Origin of the sequence: Aeoliella sp. (genome assembly GCF_965227375.1) — a bacterium.
Taxonomy (GTDB): domain Bacteria; phylum Planctomycetota; class Planctomycetia; order Pirellulales; family Lacipirellulaceae; genus Aeoliella.
The window spans coordinates 2,652,906-2,674,255 of sequence record NZ_CBDDFX010000001.1 but is presented as its reverse complement, the minus strand read 5'-3'; the positions used below and the strand labels follow the sequence as shown (position 1 = coordinate 2,674,255).

The following is a 21,350-nucleotide window of genomic DNA, read 5'->3' as shown; positions in this document are numbered from 1 at the left end:
CCATGAACCCCCAAACATCCAGCCAAACCAACTTCTGCCTTCGCTGGAAGCCCGGCGACGGGCAGGCGCTCGCGCTGGAGGTCTACGCGCTCACTTGCCGAACCGACTTCGACGCGCCGGGGTTCTGTCTGGTGAATCTTGGCTCCACCATCGACTCGGTCACCTTTCGCCAGCGGATGGTCGAACTAAAACAAGCGATGGCGGCGATCCACGAGTCCCGCACCGGCGATACGCTGGTGTACCTTTCGGCCGGGCGGTTCGACCAGCAGGAGACCACCAAGCCGCACCTCGACGCCGGCCCCGAAGAGTGCTTCCTGATGCTTGGCTACGAGCCGAGCCTGGTGGAAGCGGAAGTCGAGATTTGCGACTATGCAAAGTGCGCCTTCGAATTGGGACTATCGCCGCAAGAGTTCATGGCCAAACACAACCCGATGTTCTGCACCGGCTACGAGATGCTGCGGCCGTACTCAACGCGGATTCCGTGCTTCTCGCCATCCGACTATCAGATCATCTGCATCAACAACTCGTCGGCCGCCTACAGCGCGACGAATCCCAAGTGGCAAGGCACAATGCACACCGCCACGATCCTTGCGCCAGACGAGTCGCAACGCCGCGTGATCAACTCCACGATGATCGCCACCGCACCAGCCGGCTCGGACGACCGCGTCACGGCGGCCGATCTCGATGAGTTCATGCACACCTCGCAGGTCCGACGCCGAGGGTACGACAAGCAGCACTTGGAGGATGATTGAACCTCGCTGCAAATTCCACCTCGAACAACAGACTGGCGAACTCATCTCACGCAAAGGCGCAAAGGCGCCAAGGAACTGAAGTTGGGCGAGTGTAGGCTATACAAATACGTCGGCCCGCCCGAGATTGCCAAGTCGGTCAATCTCTCGTCATCACGCACAGCGGTAACCTGTGGTGAGGACGTGATGAGGTTAACCTCCGGACGAAGCCTTACTTTTACGTTCATCATCGACCCACAGCGGACCCTATGGATCGCGGACCGGCAGAGTGAGCACGTTGCGTGCGCGCGAGGTGGTCCCGTCTTGTCGGCTGGCGAGATCACTTTCGAAGTCTCAGACGGCAAAGCGATCGCGACGTACGTCACCAACCAATCGACCGGCTACTGCCCCGAACCGGTGTCCTGGAGTGCGGTCGCCTCGGCGCTCGATCGTGCAGGAATCGAACACTACGGGCGATTCGACCTGGCATGCGAATTCCGCCGCTGCGACTGCGGGCAGATCAATATCGTGAAAGATGGTGTGTTCGAGTGCGCCGTGTGTGGGGCAGAACTTTCCAAGTTTTGGAACCTCGCGGAATAGCTGCGGCTACCATAATCAGACGCGGATCGGCGCGGATTTTGGCGGATTGTCGCCGATCTGAATACTATTTCGAAATCCGCGAAGATCCGTTCCAACCCGCGCCAATCCGCGACTAATTCTCCTAGGCGTGCAACTCCCGCGCAAGCTCCGCGGCCAACGCCTCCGCCAAATACTCATACTGCTCCAAGCTGTTATAAAGCTGCGCGCTAATGCGGACGTATCGGCGGCCGTTCCATGGCTGGCCGGGCTTCGACGGGCGGATGATCGGCACTTGGATGTGGTGGCGCGTCAGTAGCGCGTCCTGCAGAGCGTCGGCGAAGTAGGTCTCTCGGGCGAGCAGCTTCTCGCGGTTCGGTTCCGGCACGATCGGCAGCGGGATGGTTGCCATCGGGCCGACAAGTGCGTCGGCGTAAGGAGCTTCAGTGCCGAGCTTAGTGCAAATCAAGTCCCGGGCTTTCAGCACCAACGAACGATTGCGGGCGACGATGCCCGACCAGTCGCAGCCGGCGATCTTGGGTAGTACTTCGACCGCATCGGCAATCGCGGCGGCGGCCGTGTAGTCGTCGGTGCCGGTGTAGTCGAACTCCATTTGAAAGCGACTGCGCGCCTGGGCACCGAGTGGCAAGGTGGCCGATGCTTGTGCGTGGTTACTGAGCACGAGCGGCCGAAAGCCAGGTTGCAGGTCAGGCCGCACCCACAGCAGCGCCGAGCCCTTGGGCGAGCAGAGCCACTTGTGGCAGTTCGAAGTGTAGAACGCGCAGCCAAGGCTCTCGATGTCGATCTCTACCGCGCCAGGGCCGTGAGCACCGTCGACGATCGTCACCACGCCGCGCGATTCCAACTGTCGCACGATACTGGCGACTGGCAGCACTGCGCCGCTGGCGCTGGTGATGTGGCTGAGCAGACAAACGCGCGTGCGCGGTGTCACGGCGGACAATAGCGATTGGGTGATTAGCTCGCCATCGATTCTCGGACCTCCGTCGCGCTCGATGGGCATCTCGGCGACGACGACCTTCGCGCCGGTTTGCTCGGCGGTGCGCTCGAGGTTGTTCAGGCACGCGCGGTATTCGTGGTCGAGCGCCAGGAGTTCGTCGCCCGCTGCGAGAGGACGATCATCAATGAGTCCATGCCCCCGCGCGACGTTGTCCAGAATCGTGGCGATGGCCGTCGTTGCGTTGCGGCAGAACACATAGTCTTCGGCCCGCCCGCCCATCACGCTCACCAGCGCTTGTCGCGAGCGGTCGAGTAACCCGAACAGTTCTTGGCTCAAGAACGACACTGCGTCGGCTTCCATCCACTCGCGCAGCGCGGCTTGCGCTTCGAGCACCTCGATGGGGCACGCGCCGTACGAGCCGTGATTCAAATAGGTAAGCCCCGGCGCGAGCCGCCAGTGCCTGGCCTCGGGCGAGGGTTCGGGTGGAGTCTGCATGCGTGGGAGCATACACCAGTAGAGGGGGTCCGCCAACTTGTGGACGTCCGTAACTACGCTCGCCAGAGCTTGGATGGCCCAAACGCATGGCATCAGGGACAGCCAATGTCAGCTGCATGGCATCCACCGTCTGGCGACGGTTGCTACAGGAGGGCAACTACGGCAAATTCGGTATTTCGTGTCTGGTTTCGCTCTTTCCGCGGGGGGCGTGCCGAACGTAAAATAATATGCCAGCGGCAACTGCCGCTCCCCGCCCCCCTTCGCGACCCGCCTGGGTCGTCCCGCCTAAAACGTGATGGGAGTTTCCCTCGTGCCGCAGTTCGCGCGTTTGCTTTGTTGTGTTGTGTCGATGCTTTTGCCAAGTGTTGCCTTGGCGGCTGAGTCTTCCCTGGTCGATGTTTGTGCCAAGTACTCGTCGTATGATCGCACCGGCGACGGGACGCTGGAGATCGAGTCGCTAAAGCCACTGGCCGCCGAGAGTGCCGAACAACCGAGCGGACGGATGGTGCTGTTGGTGGAGCATCGCCTGATCGACAACGATACCGATGCGAAGTTGCAACCCGCCCTGGTGCAGTGGGCCGCGGACCTGAAGTCCGAAGGCTACGCGGCGGATGTGCTGGCGATCGACTTCGCACCGAGCGACGTTCACCGCGATGGAGAGTACCTGCTCGCGCTGCGCGAGGTATTGCGCGAGCTGCACCGTGATCATCAACTGAACGGAGTGGTGCTGGTAGGGCGTTTTCCCGATGCGTTCCTGGTGAGAACTTGCAACTGGCACCGAGGCGGCAACATCACGTTGCACAACAAGAAGCCAAACCAGGCGAGCTACAAGAAGGTGCGTTACGTGCGCCGCGTACCCGAGCCGGTGGCTCGCCGATGCGACATCGTGCTGGCCGACCTCGATGGGCACTGGGAAGATCTGTACGTTCAGCCGAAGACCGCTTTCGAGAGCATCACCGCCGTGTTCGAAGGCAAGATTCCCGCCGAAGGTGGCGAGGTGCTGGACGTGCAAACCAGTAGCAGAAGCTACGAAGACTGCTTCCACGTGGCCGACGGCTCGCTCACGATTGAACAACCAGCCGAAGAGGGTGGCAAGACCATCGTGCGATTGGGCAACGAGACCAGTAATCGCGAATGCACGCCGGCCGATCGCGAACTGCCGAACGTGATTTCGCATCCTGAGATCGTCGTGTCGCGGGTGAACGCCGCCGGCATCGCCTGGAGCCCCCGCGAGGATATTGTCGGCACCGCCGGCGAGAAGCTGCTCGACGCCAACGGCAAGCCACAAGCGGTCGCATTCGACAGCAAAGACAAGGTACCCGGCTGGAAGAACGATGTGTGGCAAGCCAACCCACAGATGGAACTCGAACTGCTGGTCGACTACTTCCAGCGCAACCACGCTTACCGCACCGGCGAGGCCACCGTGGCCTGGCGGCCTTCGTCCATTTCGTGCGATCTGCCCTCGGGCTACCGCGTGATGCGCCGCGCGGCCGACGACTGGGTTCCGCACACGGACAAATCCCTGGCAAACGTCGCCCGACGTCCGAAGCTCGACCAGTTCGCCGAGTGGATCAACTACCCGGCCATCCTTCGCACGGTCCGCGCGCACACCTTCCCGCAGGGTAGCCAGTTCCGCCGCGGTAATGTCGGCGAGCTCGACGAAATGCTCGCCGGCAACATCTGGTCGTGGACTCCGCGCGGCAATCGACTCGAGCCTTCGCTGTCGTCCGCGTGCGGACGCGGTATGCTCAACTGGTTCCTGCTGCGGTCGTTGTGGGAAAACGATCAAGTGGCCGAAGAACCCGCGTTCTATCACCACACCGGCTGCGACTCCGTCTCTCCCTACGGGGCCAGCAAGTTGCCGTTCACTCACCGGGACTACGGCCGCTATCAAAGCGCCGAAGCGTTGCTGCTGATGGGCAACGGGCTAGCGCTGGTTGGCAGGGCGAAGGTCTATTACGACGAGCCGCGCGGCTTCGTCGAATCGCTCGGCCGTGGCGAGACGTTCGGCACCGCGTGGAGTGACTACTTCGCCTACGAGTCGGGCGCGAAGGGCAAGCCTCACATGGGCGAGATCGGCCGCAAGCGATCTTACTTCTGGAACGTGCTGGGCGACGCGACGCTGGTGCTGAAGCGGCCAGAGAATGAAGAGGTCGAGGTGGCGCAAGCCGGCGATACAATATCGCCACGGTAACTAGCATTTCGGATTCACTCAGCGGGCGGACAAGATGCAAAACAACCAGGGCGGTCAGCAAGAGTCCCTTCCCGTTATCAATCTCAGCAGGCGCGGATTCCTGGCCACCGGCAGCGCTGCGATGGGGCTGGTCGCGGGGCCGTTCTCGCAGCAGTCGTTCGCCGCCGAGCAGGGCGCGCCGCACGAAGTGCCAGCCGACAAGCAACTAGCGCCCGACTGGCTCCAGTCGCTCAGCACGCGGGGCAAACCGCGCGTTTACCAGGGCGAAACCAACCAACGGGTCGGCATGCCGGTAGGCGGCGTGGCTGCGGGTCAACTGTACGTGACCGGCGATGGCACGCTCGACTGCTGGTGGATCCACAACCGCTGGAATAAAACCGGCCGCCGAGACAACTACCAACGCCCGCTGTCCGGCCGGAAACTTCGCCAAGGGTACGCGGTGCGGGTCCGCCGCGAAGGGGCCAAACAGCAGGTCCGCACGCTGGATCGCCGCGGTTATCCCGAAGTGCAGTTCATCGGCCAGTATCCCATCAATCGCGTGCTCTATCGCGAAGAAGGCCTCGGCCTGGCGATCGACATGGAGGCATTCTCGCCGTTCGTGCCGCTCAGTTCCAACGACTCGATGCTGCCAGCGACGCTCATGGAGTTCACGCTGCAGAACGAAACCAATGCCGCGATGGAAGTCGATTTGCTCGGCTACCTGCAAAACCCAGTAGGCGTTCTCTCCCGCGACGCCCAGGTCGAAGGGCAGTTAACGCAGCGCGTGGTGCGACAGGGCGACACAACCGCCTTGGAGTTCGCTGGTCGACCGCCAATCGCACGCCCCGACGAGGCAACCCCGCGACCGGCGATCGAACTTGCCAACTTCGAGGGCGACGACTACGGCGACTGGCAAGCCTCCGGAGACGCGCTCGGTGATGCCCCAGCCGATGGAGCGATCGGCAGGCAAAACCCGGTGAGCGGTTTCGAGGGCGAACAACTGGTGAACACTTACCGGCCCAACGACCGCACCCGCGGCACTTTGCGCTCTCCCGAGTTCACCATTCAGCGAAAGTACATCAACTTCCTGGTGGGCGGCGGCAATGCGCGGCGCGATACCTACCTGCGGCTGCTGGTCGAAGGCAAAGAGGTCGAGCGAACCGGAGGGCGCGACGCCGAAACGCTCGCCTGGAGCACTTGGGACGTTGCCGCGCACGAGGGCAAGCCCGCCCGCATCGAAATCGTCGACAACGCGACCGGCGCGTGGGGACATATTAACGTCGACACGATCGAGCAGGCGGACGAGCACCGCAACGGCGTGGGCGACTTCGTCGATCAATCCGATTTCGGCACGGCATGCCTGGCGCTGCTGGACGGCGATGACGTGCGGGCCACGGCCGACGCCGCAACGCCGCTCGACGTAAAGCGACTGCTGAGTGACGGGGACGGCCCAACCGAGGTGGCTTATCCGCTGGCCGAAACGTGCACTGGCGCGCTCGGCACCACGGTCTCGCTGGCCGCGGGTGAAAGGAAGACCTTGCGGTTCCTGCTCGCATGGCACTTCCCGATCCGCCGCGGGCCGTTCCTCCGCAACGGCCAACACAACAAGGAGGTGCTTGGTACCGAGAACATCGGCAACTACTACGCCACGCTGTTCAGCTCCGCCAGTGATGTGGTTCGCTACGTCGACGAAAACTACGACCGCCTGGCAGGCGACACGCGTCTGTACCATCGCACGTTTTACGAAGACTCGACGCTGCCGTGGTGGTTCCTGGAGCGCGTGGGGCAGACGCCCTCGATCCTGGCCACCGAAACGGTGCACGTTCGCAGCAATGGCCGGCTGTGGGGTTGGGAAGGCGTGGGCTGCTGCGGTGGCACTTGCACCCACGTGTGGAACTACGAGCAAGCCCTCGCCCGACTGTTCCCCGACTTGGAGCGCTCGGTCCGCGAGATGCAAGACTTCGGCGTGGGGCTCGGACCCACCGGCATCATCAGCTTTCGCGGCGACAGCTACACGGTCGAAGCCCGCTACGCCGCCGACGGCCAGGCGGGCACCATCATGCGGGCCTACCGCGAACACTTGATGAGCCCCGACGACTCGTTCCTCAAGCGCATCTGGCCCGCGGTGAAGAAGGCAACCGAGTTCTGCCTCGAGCGCGACGCGAACAACGACGGACTGATCGAAGACCGCCAGCACAACACCTACGACAACGACTTCTACGGCCCGAACACGCTGATTGGCTCCCTGTACTTGGGCGCACTCCGCGCGGCAGCCGAGATGGCCAGCATCGTGGGCGATGGGGCGTTCGCCGAGAAGTGCCGACAGGTGTTCGAAGCCGGCAAGCGCAAGAGCGGCGAGCGGTTGTTCAACGGCGAGTACTTTATGCATGACGTCATGCCGGGAGAAGGTCGCCAATACGGCCAGGGCTGCCTGTCCGATCAAATGATGGGCCAGAGCCTCGCGCATCAAGTCGGCTTGGGCTACCTGTACGAGCCCGAACAGGTGCGCTCCGCATTGTCGGCCGTGTACAAGTACAACTGGACACCGGACGTGGGTGCCTACAACAAGCTGCACGCACCTTGGCGATGGTACGCTCGCCAAGGCGAAGCAGGACTGTTCGTCTGCACGTGGCCCAAGTCGCCCCGCCCCGGCAAGACGGAACTGTCGTATCGCAACGAAGTTTGGAACGGCGTGGAGTACCACACCGCCGCCGGCATGATCTACGAGGGTCAGGTGGAACAAGGCATGGCCATAGTCCGCGGCATCCACGACCGCTACAACGGCATCCGCCAGAACCCGTTCAACGAAGTGGAATGCGGCGAGCACTACGCACGATCGATGGCCGCCTGGGGTTGCCTGCTAGCGGTGTGTGGCTACCACTACGATGGCCCGCAGGGAGTGCTACGATTCGCCCCTCGAATGCAGCAGGACAAGTTCCGCGCCTTCTTCACCGCCGCCGAAGGCTGGGGCTCGCTCAACCAACGCGAAGCCGATGGAGTGCGCACCTGCCGAGTGGAACTAGCATGGGGCAAGCTGCATCTAACGCAATTAGAGCTCGACGGCGCGAACGTAACCGACTCCGCGAAAACCAAAGTCGCCGTTAACAACGAGCCAATCGCAGCCAACTCGGTGAAACTGGTAAACGGCCGGTTGGTGCTTGAGTTGCCGGAAACGACCATCGAAGCGGGGCAGGCGATTGAGGTTACTTGCGTTGTGGGCTAGCGGCTAGCAACTTTCTTTCGTCATCTCTCCGAATTTAGCTCTTGATAGGATTCCATCTAGAGCCCTCATCCTCCGTCGAAGCCTTCTGCGATGTGAGTCTGACCCTTGAGCCAACCGCCTTGTCGCTTGGCTTGCCCCGCCCGAACTCCGCCAGGGTTGGGGCAAGTGTAGGGGCACATCTCATATATGAGCGAAACTCACGATTTTACCCACCACAATTTCGTGAAAAATCGGAAGAATATTGTCTGATAACGTAGAAGCCTATCGGCTCGATGTATGCGTGCAAACAATTCGGACTCGTTTTGTTTTTGCTTCTTGGAGATTCATGTAAAGTGGCTATACTCGCTGGTGCTTTCGCTTCTCACAGGACCTCGATTCCTACTTGCCACTAACTCTGAGAAGGTCTAGTACGATGCTTTTTAAATGCACCTATGCTTCCACAACCTTCGCTTGGCGACGCTGCCTTCTGGCGTGTGTCGCCGCGGCATTCGTTGCCCACCTTCCTCTGCTAGCCAATGCGGAAGTGAAGATCTATGACTTCGACGACGGAACTAGCCAAGGATGGTCGAGCGTCCTCCTGCCAACTTCGCCTGCTTTGGAATTCACCATCCAAGCGGACCCGCTGGGCCAAGGCAATGGCGATCACAGACCCTGGGGCTGGGAAGAAGCGCTGCCGAGTCCAACCTTCATGGTAGCAGTCAATCCGTTCAACCAGCGCGATCAGGCGCACGACGCACCCATGGTGTACCGATCGCCCACCTTCTCGCTGGTGCCGGGCGAACAGATTGCGGCATGGCTCTTGGGCGGCGATGGCGCAGGGTCGGGTGGCGACGCCGCGCTAGTGCCCACAAACTTCTCGACGTTGCCCACCGAGTCGTCCAGCACCAACCCCGATAGTGGCAATGGCTACCTGGGCATTGCCCTGCGTCGCGAGAGCGACGGGGCGTACCTGATGCAGGAGACGAGGGCCAACAACTCCAGGACAGGCTGGGACCAGATTGCGTTCACTCCCACTGAATTGCAACCCATCATCGCCAACAACCCGGGCGAGACCTTTACGCTCGACTTGATCGACACAGCCCACGGAAGCTGGGGTGCGGTTGCGCTGGATCACGTGAGCATTCCACATGCGGAAAGTGGTTCGCTGTTCACCGGGGGCGGCACTTGGAACGTTACCAATCGTTGGATGTTCGATCCCAGCGCCGAAGGTGGTTACCGATTGCTCAGCGTAGCAGCGGCCAGGCAACTGCTGGAGGAGCCCTCCAGCAATGAGAACATCCTCTACGAAGAGATCATTGATAACAGTTCGTACGAGACGATCAACTTCAACGACTTCGGCGCGTCCTTTATCGATGGCACCTCGTTCAATGGCCAGTTTGGGAACGACGAGTTCTTCGAGTATCAGGAAGACTTTGTGATCAGCGCCACCGGAACCATCAACCTCACCTCATCCGGCATGGTCACCTTCGGCATGCTTCTGAACGACGGCGGCGAGCTATTGATCGACGGCGAAGTCGTCGTCTCTGCCGATCGAGCTGGTGGAGCCCAGAACTTCTTGGGGGCGACGTTCCTCGAGGCGGGCGAGCACAGCGTGGAAGTGATCTACTTCCAAGACCTCTTCGCATCCACCGTCGAAGTGTTTGTGGCCACCGAGCATGGCGACTTCACTTCGAGTCCCACTCAGGCACCCGGCGACTACAACGGTGATGGCACTGTGAATCTGGCGGACTACACCGTGTGGCGTAACAACCTCGGCGCCACCATGGCACTACCAAACGAAGACCCGAATGCCACGCCCGGCGAGGTGACCGTTGAAGACTACGAGATTTGGAAATCGAATCTTGGCGCAGTCGCCGGCTTGGGCCAATCGATGAACGCCACGACCTTCGAACTGCTTAAGGTCAGCGCGCCCCTCTCCGCATCCGGGTCTGTTGCTGTGCCCGAACCTTCATCGCTGGTCGCCGCCCTTGGCCTGCTGTTGGCGGGATTCACTTTCTACGCCCGGTCGCCCAAGACGAGCTAGCCGGGCATTTCATCGGACCCAAATAAACTTGGACTCTATGGAACAACGAGAGCACATGCGAAACATGAAACGACAAGCGTTTACGCTGGTGGAATTGTTGGTCGTCATCGCGATCATTGGCATTCTGGTCGCCCTGCTATTGCCTGCCGTGCAGGCCGCGCGGGAAGCTGCCCGAGCGACGCAATGCAAGAACCAACTGAAGCAACTTGCGCTCGCCTTCCATTTGTTTCACGAGACCAATGACGCCTTTCCCTCGGCTGGCACGGAAATCGGACACGCCCCCGACCCAGACAAAGGGGTGGGAATCGATCAACCCGGTGGCTGGGCTTACTCCCTGTTGCCCTACTACGAGCAGCAAGCCCTCTTCGATCTCGGCACGGGACTCAAAGGAAACGCCAAGCGCGAAGCCAACGTCATTCGGCTCAGCACGCCGCTAGCCGTGCACTACTGCCCCAGCCGCCGCCCGGCGAAGAATTACCCCATCGACCAAACGTACCCCAAGATCTTTATCCAGCGCCCTACCGGGTCGAATCCTCTGGTCGAAGGGTGCCGCGTCGATTACGCGGTGAACGGTGGGCACGACAATTACTCGAGGGCCAACACCGATCACGAGCTTTGCACGGGCGTCACGAAGTTTCGGCACCAGTTCAGCTTGCGTCAGTTTCCGGACGGCACCAGCAACACTTACTTGATGGGCGAAAAGGCCATTAACACTCGATTCATCGAGAACGGAGGCTCTAAGGGCGACAATCAGGGTCCGTTTGCAGCCGACGACTACGACTCCATGCGATGGGCGTACTTGCAACCCGAGCAAGACCAAGACCTCCCAGGAGATGTGATCCACGAGAACTTCGGCAGCGCACACCCAGGCGGGTTCTTCATGGCGCTGTGCGACGGATCGGTCAACCGCTTTGCCTACGACATCGACATCAACCTGCACATCAATATGGCCAATCGCAAGGATGGCAGAGTGGGTGATGAAGCCGCGCCGTAGCGCATGCCGGGATGGCGTTCACCCCAATCCATCAGTTCGGCCCCGAAGGTTCTCGCGATGTCCAAGCGCCTGCTACTTACGCTACTCATTGTGCTTCCGGGTTGTGGCGGCAACGATATTGGCATCTCGGTTCCCGACTACAATCCGCCGAGTTTCGCCCAGGCCGTGGTCGCAGCGGCCGATGCGGACTCGAGCGCGAGCCTCTCGAAGCAAGAAGCCGCGAGCTTACCCGGAATCGCCTCAAGGTGGGATCGGTACGACACCGATGGCGACGGAGCGCTCACTATCGAGGAGATTGAGCAGCGCGCCCAGAAGTGGGTGGATCGCGATGTGGCCATCGGGGTGGTGGGGTTCAAAGTGATGCACCAAGGCCGCCAGATTTCGCAGGTCAGCGTTCAACTCGTGCCCGAAGAGGTTCACAACGGCGCCATCCTGCCGGGCATGGGCGAGTCGCAGGAGCACCGAGACGGCTACTTCCACATACCCAACGACCTCAAGGGCGAGAAGTGGAAGGACCGCCGCGGAATTCAGCTAGGTCTCTATCGCGTCGAAGTCAGCCACCCCAAGCTCGATCTTGAACTCGAGAATGACAGTCTGGGGCTCGACATCGGTCGATTGGACGAGGTCGACCCTGTGGTGATTCGCGTGAAGTCGAAACCCTAGCCGGCGCGAAGCTTGGCTCATGCTGTAGCATCCACGAATGGCGATTGGGATTCTATTGTCCCGGCGAGGCAACGCTCGCTGGCCTCGTCGCCCCGGTTGACACCCCCCGCTCAGCAAGCTAGGCTAGCGGATTACCGCCTGACTTTAAGTCTTGATCCTACAACGGGTTTCGTCGCCCCGAGCAGGTCGAGACCACCCCGCTCAGGCGGTCTACAATCCGACTCACAATCCGACAACTCGAATTGCCTCGCGCGGTAGGCGAATAGGCCGCGGGAAACAGGACTGCCATGAACGCCAGCGAAGTGCTGAGAATCGTCGACGCCATTCACCGCGACAAAAACATCGACAAAGAAATCGTGTTCGAGGGCATTGAAGCGGCCCTCGTCTCGGCAGCGAAAAAGCACTACGGCGAAGAGTCGGACATCATCGTCAACATCGACCGCCAGGACGGCACCATCCGTGCCAGCATCGATGGCGAGGAACTCGAGTCGGAAGAGGCCGTGGGCCGCATCGGAGCCCAGACTGCCAAGCAGGTGATGATCCAGAAAATCCGCGAAGCGGAGCGGGACGCCCTGTACGACGAGTACGAAGAGCTGCTGAACCACATGGTCAGCGGTATTATCCAGCGGTACGAGGGCGGCGCGGCCACCGTGGCCCTGACAAACGTCGAAGCCATCCTGCCCCGCAGCGAGCAGATCCCCGGTGAGACGCACCACGCCAACGAGCGGGTTCGGGCAACCGTGTACGAGGTTCGCAAGGCCGGCAGCCGCGTGAAGGTAATCCTCAGCCGCCGCTCGCCCAGCTTGGTGCAGCGGTTGTTCGAGCAGGAAATTCCCGAAATCGCCGACGGCGTGATCGAGGTCCGCGGCATCTCGCGCGAGCCAGGCTACCGCTCGAAGGTGGCCGTCTCCAGCAGCGACGCCCGCGTGGACTGCGTCGGTGCTTGCGTCGGCGTGCGTGGAAACCGCATCAAGAACATCGTGGACGAGTTGGCCGGCGAGCGAATCGACATCGTCCGCTGGGATGAGGACCTGGAGGTTCTGATCCCCAATGCCCTGTCGCCCGCCACCGTGGAGCAGGTGATCCTGTGCCGGATGCTCGGTCGGGCGATCGTGCTGGTGAGCGAAGACCAACTGTCGCTGGCCATCGGCCGCCGTGGCCAGAACGTGCGGCTCGCTAGCAAGCTATCGGGCTGGGACATCGAAATCATGACTCAGGAGGAGTTGGCCGAGTCGATCGATCGAGCGGTCGATGGCTTCAGCCAGCTGGAGGGCATGACGCTCGAAGTGGCAGAAAAGCTCGTGGAAGAGGGCTTCCTGAGCTACGACGACCTGTCGATCATCGAGCCCGACGACCTGATGCAAATGGGGTCGTTGAGTGAAGAAACGGTTAATTTGATCGTGGAACAGGCGGAAGAGCGAGCCGAGGCCGCCGAAGAAGCTGCCGCCGAGGCCCGTCGGCAGAAACGTGAACAAGAGCGGCTGGCGGCCGAAGTGGCCGAAGCCGAGGCTGCCGCTGCCGAGGCACGTGGCGATCAACCAGGCGAGGGCGACGGCGAAGCCGAAACGGCTGCCGAAGGTGGGGAGCCGGAGGCCGCAGAGGCCAACGGGACCGAATCGGCTGCCGAAGAGGGGGAAGAGAGCGAAAAACAGGCCGCGGACGCTGGACAACAGCCCCCCGCGTAGCCGATAGTACAGGGCTCGGCGGCTTAGCAAAGCTGCTGCCTCAGAGGACTGTTTTGCTCCCTGAGATTTTTCCCTGGCACGCGCGAGACTCCAAGCCACTGGCGCAACGACCAGATGGGGGCCCGCCAGGCCGGGGAGTTAACGTAACGTACAATACAGTTTAGTTTTAATCCGCAATCATCACGGGAGACGTGGCTATGATTCGGTGACCGATTTGTCAGGCCGACGGGCGACGCGACCGGGGCTGCTTTGTAGAGCAGCGGTCGACGAGAACCGAGGCCGAATGGAGAACGCATCTTGGCGGTTCGCATTTACGCTCTTGCCAAAGAGCTAAAACTTGACACGAAAGAGCTGGCTGACATCTGCACGCGCGCCGGTATTCCCGGCAAGGGTTCTGCGCTTGCCAGCTTGAGCGAAAGCGAAGTCGAGAAGGTCAAACAGTACATCGATGGCGGCAGCAAGAAGTCCGCCAAGCCGACCAAGGCCTCCGGCGCGCCGCCGGCGATGGAACGACCCAAGCAGAGTCCGGCGCAAAGCGATCGCATGAAAGTGATCGTCACGCCCAAGTCGGCTACCCCTCTGGAAGCGGTGAAAGCAGCCCGCGAGGCCAAAGCCACGGAGTCCGAAGAGACCACCGCGCCGCAAGAGGCTCCGGAAGCCGCCGAGGCTCAGCAGCCAGTAGCCGAGGCGCCCCCCCAAGTCGAAGAACCAACCGCGGCGCAAGACACCTCGCCATCGCCCGAAGGCGAAGGCCCGCTGGCAGGTATGGTGCGTCGCGAAGACTACATCGGCCCCGGCGCTGCTGCCGAAGGCAAGCCGCCGGTCGTGGGACAGCAACCAAAGAAGAAGCCCAAGCCTGGCGGAGCTGGTGGGCGCGCACGCCCGGCGATCAAGCTGGCGCCAATTCCCAGCCCCACCGAAGCGCCCAAGCCCAAGCCCAAGAAAGAGGAAGCCGCTCAGAAGCCCGATATGCGACTGCCGGCCGAAGTGTTGGGAGGCAAGGCCGGCGACAAGCCGCTAGCGGGCATCATGCGCCGCGCCGAGCGGAATCTCGAAGCCGAAAAGGCGCGCAAGACCGGCGGCTTCACCGACGGCGAAGAAGGAGACAACAAGAAACATGGCCGCGGCAAAGGCCGTGGGCGTGGCGGAGAAGAAAACCGCCCCATGCTGGGTGGACGCGAACAGCGCCAGCTCAATCGCCGTCGCAGCAACCGCGGCAACGACGAAGAGGGCGGTGGTGGTGGACGCTCGCGGCGCACTATTCGCCGCACCGCGCGTCGCAGCGGCGCCAGCACGGCCGCTCCGCGAAAGGAACGCGTCGCAGTGCAACTGCCATGTACGGTTCGCGATTTGAGCGAAGCGGCTGGCATCCCCGCCATGCAGATCCAACGGATCCTCATGGAAGAAGGGGTGATGGCGAAGATCAACGACACGATGGACGAGGAACTCACCGAGTTCGTCGCCGCCGAGTTGGGCGTGGATGTCGACTTCGTGCAAGCGGTCACGCTGGAAGACCAGATCCTCACCTCAATTCGCGACACCGAGGATCCCGAAGACGAGCTGGAACCCCGCCCGCCGGTGATCACCTTCCTGGGTCACGTCGACCACGGAAAGACCTCGTTGCTCGACCGCTTGATTGGCATCGACGTCGTAAGCGGCGAGAGCGGCGGTATCACTCAGCACATTCGTGCGTATCAAATCGAGAAGGACGGGGCGGGCATCTCGTTTGTCGACACGCCCGGCCACGAAGCGTTTACCGAGATGCGTGCTCGCGGAGCCAATGTGACCGACATCGCCGTTCTGGTCGTGGCGGCCGACGACGGGGTGATGCCGCAGACCGAAGAAGCCATCAGCCACGCCAAGGCGGCCGAAGTGCCCATCGTCGTGGCGCTCAACAAGATCGACATCCCTGGCGTCGACCCCAATAAGGCAATGGCCGACCTGTCCGCCAATGGCCTGCAACCCAGTGAGTGGGGCGGCGATATCGAAGTCGTGAAGACCAGCGCCATCACTGGCGAGGGCATGGACGACTTGCTCGAAACGCTGCTCACCGTGGCCGACCTGCACGAATACAAGGCCAACCCCAGCCGACCGGCGCTCGGTACTTCGCTGGAAGCCCAGCAGGAAGCCGGCCATGGTGTGGTGGCCAAGGTGATTGTCGAGAACGGCACCCTCCGCGTGGGCGACAACGTCGTGTGCGGCGAGTCCTTCGGCAAAGTGCGAGCCATGTTCGACACGCTGCGTCCGGAAGTCGGCATCCAGGAAGCCGGCCCCAGCACGCCTGTGAATCTTCTGGGCTTGGACGTCGCGCCGGCCGCCGGCGAACACTTCTATGTACTGGAAGACATTGCCCAGGCGCGCGAGTTGGCCGAGTCGCGCCGCGACCAGGCTCGCAAGGAGTCGCTTGGCAGCACGGGTCCGGTACACGTGACGCTCGAGAACCTGTTCGATCGGCTGGAGCACACCGACGAGGTGCAGACGCTCAACCTGATCCTACGTTCCGACGTGCGTGGTTCGCTCGAAGCGATCCAAAAGGAGTTCACCAAGCTCGATCACCCCGAGGTGAAGCTCAAGACGCTGCTGTCGACCGTCGGCGGTGTGACCGAGGGCGACGTGCAACTGGCGCATGCTTCCGACGCGGTGATCTTGGCGTTTAACGTCGTGCCCGACGAAAAGGCGCGGCAGTTGGCCGACCGATTGGGCGTGCAGATTCGCCGCTACGACGTCATCTACAAGATCACCGACGACCTGAAGCTGGCCCTCGAAGGCATGCTGAAGCCCGAGGAACGCGAGGTCGAACTCGGCCGTGCCCTGGTGCAGCAGGTGTTCCGCATTAGCCGTATCGGCGCGGTGGCCGGTTGTCGTGTCCTCGCGGGTGCGATCGAGCGAAACGGCCGCGCCCGAGTGGTTCGCGACAGCACGGTGATTGGCGACTACGCGATCGATACACTTCGCCGCGAGAAGGACGACGCCAAGGAGGTGCGCGAAGGTTACGAGTGCGGCATCAAGCTGGCCGGCTTTAACGACGTGAAGGAAGGCGACCTGTTTGAAGTGTACAAGGTAGAGGAGATCGGCCGTACGTTTGACGAGTAGCCGCTGAGCCCGCCGTGCCGAGTCACGGTGGCTGGTGCGACTGCCGCATGCTAGCCGGCCTTTCGTCGAACAGCCCCACACCAACGCCTTATGCCCTCCCGTCGAGTCTTAAAAGCCGCCGAAGCCATTCGCGAGGTCGTCAGCATGGCGATCCTCACGGACCTGCACGATCCGCGCATCGAAGACGTGACCGTCACCTACGTGGAAGTCACGCCCGACATGCGAGGTGCCAAGGTTCACGTGTCGGTGATGGGCAGCGAGAGCAAGCAAAAAACCTGCCTGAAGGGCCTGGAGAGTTCGGCCGGATACCTGCAGTCGAAGATCGCCCAACGGATCGATACACGCTACACGCCGCGACTGAAGTTCGAACTCGATCAAGGAGTCAAACAGTCGATCGCCATCAGCAAGATGCTCCGAGAGGTGCTGCCCGAGGACGAGACGCAAGGCGCCGCCGAAGCCACCGACAAGTTGGTGGCGGACGACACGGCGGACATCGAAAACCCACCGCACGAGGCGGATAACTAGTCACGGAAGAGTTTCCAGCAAGATCGGCAACCGCCGGTCGCCCGCGGGCAGCGGCCCGCCTCACCAGCACAACAGAGAAGTGGATCGACCTAGGGGCAACCATGACAGCACAAAACCGTGGCACACGCATCACCAAGCTCTTGGGTCAGATCAAGAAGCACTTTAAGCCGGTCAACGTGCCGAAAGAACGTTCGCTGATCGAGCACCTGATCTTCGCTTGCTTGCTGGAGAACTCGTCGCACGAAGCGGCCGAAGGAGCCTTCGAGCGACTGAAAACCGAGTACTTCGACTGGAACGAAGTTCGGGTAAGCACCAAGCGGGAACTCGCCGAAACGCTCAAGGCGCTGAACGACCCTGAGTCGGCCGCGGAACGCCTGAAACGCGCGCTGCACAGCGTGTTCGAGTCGGTGTACGTTTATGATCTGGAACACCTGAAGAAGCAGAACCTGGGCCAGGCGACCAAGACCATCGAGAAGTACGAAGGGACCTCGCCCTTCACAGTGGCGTTCGTCACGCAAAACGCACTGGGCGGCCACGCCATCCCCGCCAACCAGGGTTTGCTGACCGCCTTCCGCGTGTTCGACATCATCAGCCAGAAAGAAGCCGACGCCTGGCACATCCCCGGCCTGGAGCGGGCGGTGCCGAAGAGCAAGGGCGTGGAGATGGGCACCATTCTGCACCAGCTGGGTGTGGAAGTCGGCAAGAACCCGTACGGTCAGTCGGCCAAGAAGTTGCTGCAGGCGATCGACCCCGATTGCAAAAGCCGCTTGCCCAAGAAACCTGCTCCCGAGCCCGAGCCGGCCAAGCCGAAGAAGAAGAAAAAGGTGGCCAAGAAGAAGGTGGCTGGCGACGCCAAGCCGACCAAGAAGAAGAAGGTGAAGAAAGCCCCAGCACCGGCGGCCCCCGCACCAACCAAGAAGGCGAAGAAGAAGGTCAAAAAGAAGGTGGCCAAGAAAGCCTCCTCCACGGCCGGCAAGAAGAAAGCCGCCCCGACCAAAAAGAAGAAGAAAGTCAAACGCAAACCGCGCTAAGAACTGATCGCCCTGACACCCGACCCCTGACCCCTTCTCCCTGATCATGGCAGGACATTCGCATTGGGCGAACATCGCCCGCAAAAAGTCGGCCGTCGACGCAAAGCGCGGCAAGCTGTGGAGCAAGCTTTCCAAGGCCATCATCGTCGCTGCGCGGATGGGCGGCGGCGACCCCGACGCCAACCTTCGGCTACGCTACGCTATCAACGACGCCAAAGCGGTCTCGATGCCCAAGGACAACATCGAGCGAGCGATCAAGAAGGGCACTGGCGAACTCGACGGCGGCAACCTCGAAGAGGTGCTGTACGAGGGCATCGGCCCGGCGGGCGTGGCCATCATGTGCGACATCTTGACCGATAACCGCAATCGCACGGCTCCGGAGATTCGCAAAATGTTCGAAGTGTGCGGCGGCAAGCTCGGCGCAACCGGGTGCGCGGCCTGGACCTTCGATCGCAAAGGCGTGATTCTCATCTCGGCCGACAAGACGGACGAGGAGTCGCTGATGGAACTGGCCATCGAAGCCGGCGCCGACGACGTGCGCCGCGATGGCGACAGCTTCGAGGTGACCTGCGAACCGGACGCCTATTCTGATGTGTGCGACGCAGTGGCCGCGGCGGACCTCGAAACCGAGAGCCGCGAACTGACCTGGGTGCCCAAAGACACCATCGACCTGGCCGTCGGCGACGCCCGCAACGTACTGAAACTGATGGAACGCCTCGACGACCACGACGACGTGCAAAGCGTGGCGGCGAACTTCGATATCTCGGACGAAGTAATGGCGGAGATCGACGCGGAAGATTGATCGCTGCTCTGAACGCCCCAGAGCGAGAGAGCATCGAAAACGCGCACAGGTCTTGCGGTAGCCCAGCCCCCTGAGTTACCAACGCTATTGATCGAGTCAACTCAGTCTCGCAACCGGAGTCCCTCATGTTCCAACGAGCGGTGATGCTGTGCGTCTTGTTGTCCCTCGCTAGCGGTGTGCTGGCCAGCGAGCGGCCCAACATTCTCTTCTGCCTGGCGGACGATTGGGGATGGCCCCACGCGGGCGTGTATGGCGATCCGGTCGTGCAGACACCGACGTTCGATCGGCTCGCGCGCGAGGGAGCGCTGTTCGATCGGGCCTACATCTCCAGCCCCTCCTGCACGCCGAGTCGCAACGCGATGCTCACCGGGCAGCAGTTCTACCGGCTCGACCAAGGCGCGAACCTGCACAGTTCGCTCGATCCCAAGCATCCCAACTTCATGTTCCTGCTGCGCGACGCAGGCTATGAGATCGGGCACTGGCGGAAAGCATGGGGCCCCGGCGACCACACGGCGCTCGGCTACACCGAACACCCTTGCGGCCCAGGTTCGACGTTCAACAAGTTCTTCAACCAGCGCGACAAGGACAAACCGTTCTGCTTCTGGTTCGGCACCTCCGACCCGCATCGCAAGTACAAGAAAGGTAGCGGCGCCGAGTCCGGCATGGATCTGGCCAAGGTGCCGGTGCCGAGTTTCTATCCCGATGTGCCCGAAGTGCGTAGCGACATCGCCGACTACTACTGGGAAGTACAGCGGTGGGACAGCGACGTTGCTGCGGCCATCGAGTTGCTCGAGCAGGCGGGCGAGCTGGACAACACGATCATTGTGATGACCGGCGACCACGGCATGCCGTTCCCGCGGTGCAAAGGCAACCTGTACGACTGGGGCTCGCGCGTTCCGCTGGCGGTGCGGTGGGGCAAGCAGATCAAGCCAGGGCAACGATTCGACGAGTTCGTCTCGCTGACGGACCTCGCACCGACGTTTCTCGAAGCGGCCGGCGTCGAGGTGCCCGAAGAGATGACTGGTCGGTCGCTCGTGAGCGTCACGACCACCGGCGAAGACGACGCAGAGCGCGGATACGTCGTGTACGGCCGCGAGCGGCACACGCCGGCGCAGAAGATGCCTTCGATGGACGGCTATCCGTCCCGCGCGATTCGCACGGATCGCTGGCTGTTGATTATGAATTCCGAGCCCGACCGCTGGCCGGCCGGCGTGGCCACTGGTTCGACGCACCCGTACGACTCGTTGGCTGATTGCGACGCTGGTCCCACAAAGACCTTCCTGGTGGAGCATCAGAACGACCCCGAGTACGCACCCTTCTACGCCCTGTCATTCGCCCAGCGGCCGCCGATCGAACTCTACGATTGCCAGGCAGACCCCGACCAGATAAACAACCTGGCCAACGATCCAGAGCACGCCGAAACGGTCGCCGAACTCCGTGGCAAGCTCGTGGAGTACCTTCAATCGACCGGCGATCCACGGTTTAGCGAAGGCGATGCGCCGTTTGATGGCTATCCCTACCGTGCGAAGTACCTGAAGGCCTATCTGGAGAAAAATGGTTACTAGGAGTTCCCCATCAGAGAGATCGCTCCTTGCGAAACTGGCGGCAACGAGAAGATGCTGCGGCAACAACTGCGGCTGCCATCAGGAACATTGCACTCGGTTCCGGGACCGCTGAGACGCTTGTAACTTGTGCGGCGAGAGAGCCAACGACCACTTCGTCTCCCGTGGCAAACTCAATGCTTAGCAATCCCACTGGAAATGCCCGCCAAGTGCCAACATCCGACAATGCTGCACCTTCTTGCAAAACATCGTCTTGGAACAACAGAGTTGGCCGCCACTCTATTTGGTTGCTTCCCGGCACCTCGCCATGGATGCAGGTGAGGGAGTCATTGAGTCCTGCTGAGTAACAGCCAAGGGCGATGAGATCAAATGGTCCGAACACTGGGGGGCCACCGGTATCCCCAATGTAGAAATTGGAACGCATCCGGCCGTAAGCGTCTTGTATCGCAAGGGAAGATTGTTGAATCTCAGCTGTAATCTCGATACCCTCGATGTCGCCTGACATAAACTCAACCATCGGCACAGAGAATGTACCTCGAATTGTATCACTCTCATTGATGGTGAATGGCAAAGATGCCGGCGAAGAAATATCAGCACTAGCGACCACGGCCTCGAACTGAAATCTGGCTGTCGCAGCCTTGGATGACTTACAACCGATTAGCGTGACCACTAAGGCTATCAGGAAGTAATTCGGAGTGGTTGTCATTCTGATTCTTCCTAGACTTCTGTTCCGGAACTGAAGACTCAATATTGCAGCCGCATGATAGCCGTCTACTGAGTGCTACACCATATCGAACTGCAACGCAGGCTGCACTTGGC

General features: G+C 61.5%; 15 protein-coding genes. 13 read left to right on the top strand and 2 right to left on the bottom strand.

What is annotated here, in order from left to right; all coding sequences use genetic code 11:
- Positions 1 to 2 precede the first annotated feature (2 nt).
- Positions 3 to 752, top strand: coding sequence for a hypothetical protein (locus ACQK2L_RS10965; RefSeq protein ID WP_425397006.1), 750 nt, complete (start codon positions 3 to 5; stop codon positions 750 to 752).
- Positions 753 to 833: 81 nt separating this feature from the next.
- Positions 834 to 1,328 (top strand): hypothetical protein, encoded by a 495-nt coding sequence (locus tag ACQK2L_RS10960; protein WP_425397005.1) that lies wholly within the window; start codon positions 834 to 836, stop codon positions 1,326 to 1,328.
- A gap of 121 nt (positions 1,329 to 1,449) precedes the next feature.
- Here ACQK2L_RS10960 and ACQK2L_RS10955 read toward each other — a convergent pair whose 3' ends face one another.
- Positions 1,450 to 2,757, bottom strand: a complete 1,308-nt coding sequence (locus ACQK2L_RS10955; protein WP_425397004.1) for an aminotransferase class V-fold PLP-dependent enzyme — start codon at positions 2,755 to 2,757, stop codon at positions 1,450 to 1,452.
- Positions 2,758 to 3,052: 295 nt separating this feature from the next.
- Here ACQK2L_RS10955 and ACQK2L_RS10950 point away from each other — a divergent pair, with 295 nt between their 5' ends.
- The 11 genes from ACQK2L_RS10950 to ACQK2L_RS10900 all read left to right on the top strand — a co-directional run bounded on the left by ACQK2L_RS10950 (position 3,053) and on the right by ACQK2L_RS10900 (position 20,534).
- Positions 3,053 to 4,951 carry a hypothetical protein gene (locus tag ACQK2L_RS10950; RefSeq protein WP_425397003.1) on the top strand — a complete coding sequence of 633 codons (1,899 nt, stop codon included), beginning with the start codon at positions 3,053 to 3,055 and terminating at the stop codon, positions 4,949 to 4,951.
- Positions 4,952 to 4,985: 34 nt separating this feature from the next.
- Positions 4,986 to 8,153, top strand: coding sequence for a GH116 family glycosyl hydrolase (locus ACQK2L_RS10945; RefSeq protein ID WP_425397002.1), 3,168 nt, complete (start codon positions 4,986 to 4,988; stop codon positions 8,151 to 8,153).
- Positions 8,154 to 8,565: 412 nt separating this feature from the next.
- Entirely contained in the window at positions 8,566 to 10,176 is a 1,611-nt protein-coding gene (locus ACQK2L_RS10940; RefSeq protein WP_425397001.1) for a hypothetical protein, read from the top strand.
- Positions 10,177 to 10,231: 55 nt separating this feature from the next.
- Positions 10,232 to 11,170 (top strand): DUF1559 domain-containing protein, encoded by a 939-nt coding sequence (locus ACQK2L_RS10935; RefSeq protein WP_425397000.1) that lies wholly within the window; start codon positions 10,232 to 10,234, stop codon positions 11,168 to 11,170.
- 57 nt (positions 11,171 to 11,227) lie between these two features.
- Positions 11,228 to 11,833 (top strand): hypothetical protein, encoded by a 606-nt coding sequence (locus ACQK2L_RS10930; RefSeq protein WP_425396999.1) that lies wholly within the window; start codon positions 11,228 to 11,230, stop codon positions 11,831 to 11,833.
- Positions 11,834 to 12,120: 287 nt separating this feature from the next.
- On the top strand, positions 12,121 to 13,518 hold the full coding sequence (gene nusA, locus ACQK2L_RS10925; RefSeq protein ID WP_425396998.1) for a transcription termination factor NusA: 1,398 nt from the start codon (positions 12,121 to 12,123) through the stop codon (positions 13,516 to 13,518).
- Positions 13,519 to 13,815: 297 nt separating this feature from the next.
- The gene (infB, locus tag ACQK2L_RS10920; protein ID WP_425396997.1) at positions 13,816 to 16,611 is read left to right on the top strand and encodes a translation initiation factor IF-2; all 2,796 of its coding nucleotides are present in this window, start codon (positions 13,816 to 13,818) and stop codon (positions 16,609 to 16,611) included.
- A 90-nt stretch (positions 16,612 to 16,701) separates the two neighbouring features.
- On the top strand, positions 16,702 to 17,136 hold the full coding sequence (rbfA, locus tag ACQK2L_RS10915) for a 30S ribosome-binding factor RbfA (protein ID WP_425396996.1): 435 nt from the start codon (positions 16,702 to 16,704) through the stop codon (positions 17,134 to 17,136).
- Between the two features lie 101 nt (positions 17,137 to 17,237).
- Positions 17,238 to 18,167 carry a hypothetical protein gene (locus ACQK2L_RS10910; RefSeq protein WP_425396995.1) on the top strand — a complete coding sequence of 310 codons (930 nt, stop codon included), beginning with the start codon at positions 17,238 to 17,240 and terminating at the stop codon, positions 18,165 to 18,167.
- A gap of 46 nt (positions 18,168 to 18,213) precedes the next feature.
- Positions 18,214 to 18,969 (top strand): YebC/PmpR family DNA-binding transcriptional regulator, encoded by a 756-nt coding sequence (locus tag ACQK2L_RS10905; RefSeq protein WP_425396994.1) that lies wholly within the window; start codon positions 18,214 to 18,216, stop codon positions 18,967 to 18,969.
- A 125-nt stretch (positions 18,970 to 19,094) separates the two neighbouring features.
- The gene (locus ACQK2L_RS10900; RefSeq protein WP_425396993.1) at positions 19,095 to 20,534 is read left to right on the top strand and encodes a sulfatase family protein; all 1,440 of its coding nucleotides are present in this window, start codon (positions 19,095 to 19,097) and stop codon (positions 20,532 to 20,534) included.
- 10 nt (positions 20,535 to 20,544) lie between these two features.
- Here ACQK2L_RS10900 and ACQK2L_RS10895 read toward each other — a convergent pair whose 3' ends face one another.
- Positions 20,545 to 21,237 (bottom strand): PEP-CTERM sorting domain-containing protein, encoded by a 693-nt coding sequence (locus ACQK2L_RS10895; RefSeq protein WP_425396992.1) that lies wholly within the window; start codon positions 21,235 to 21,237, stop codon positions 20,545 to 20,547.
- Between the last annotated feature and the right edge of the window lie 113 nt (positions 21,238 to 21,350).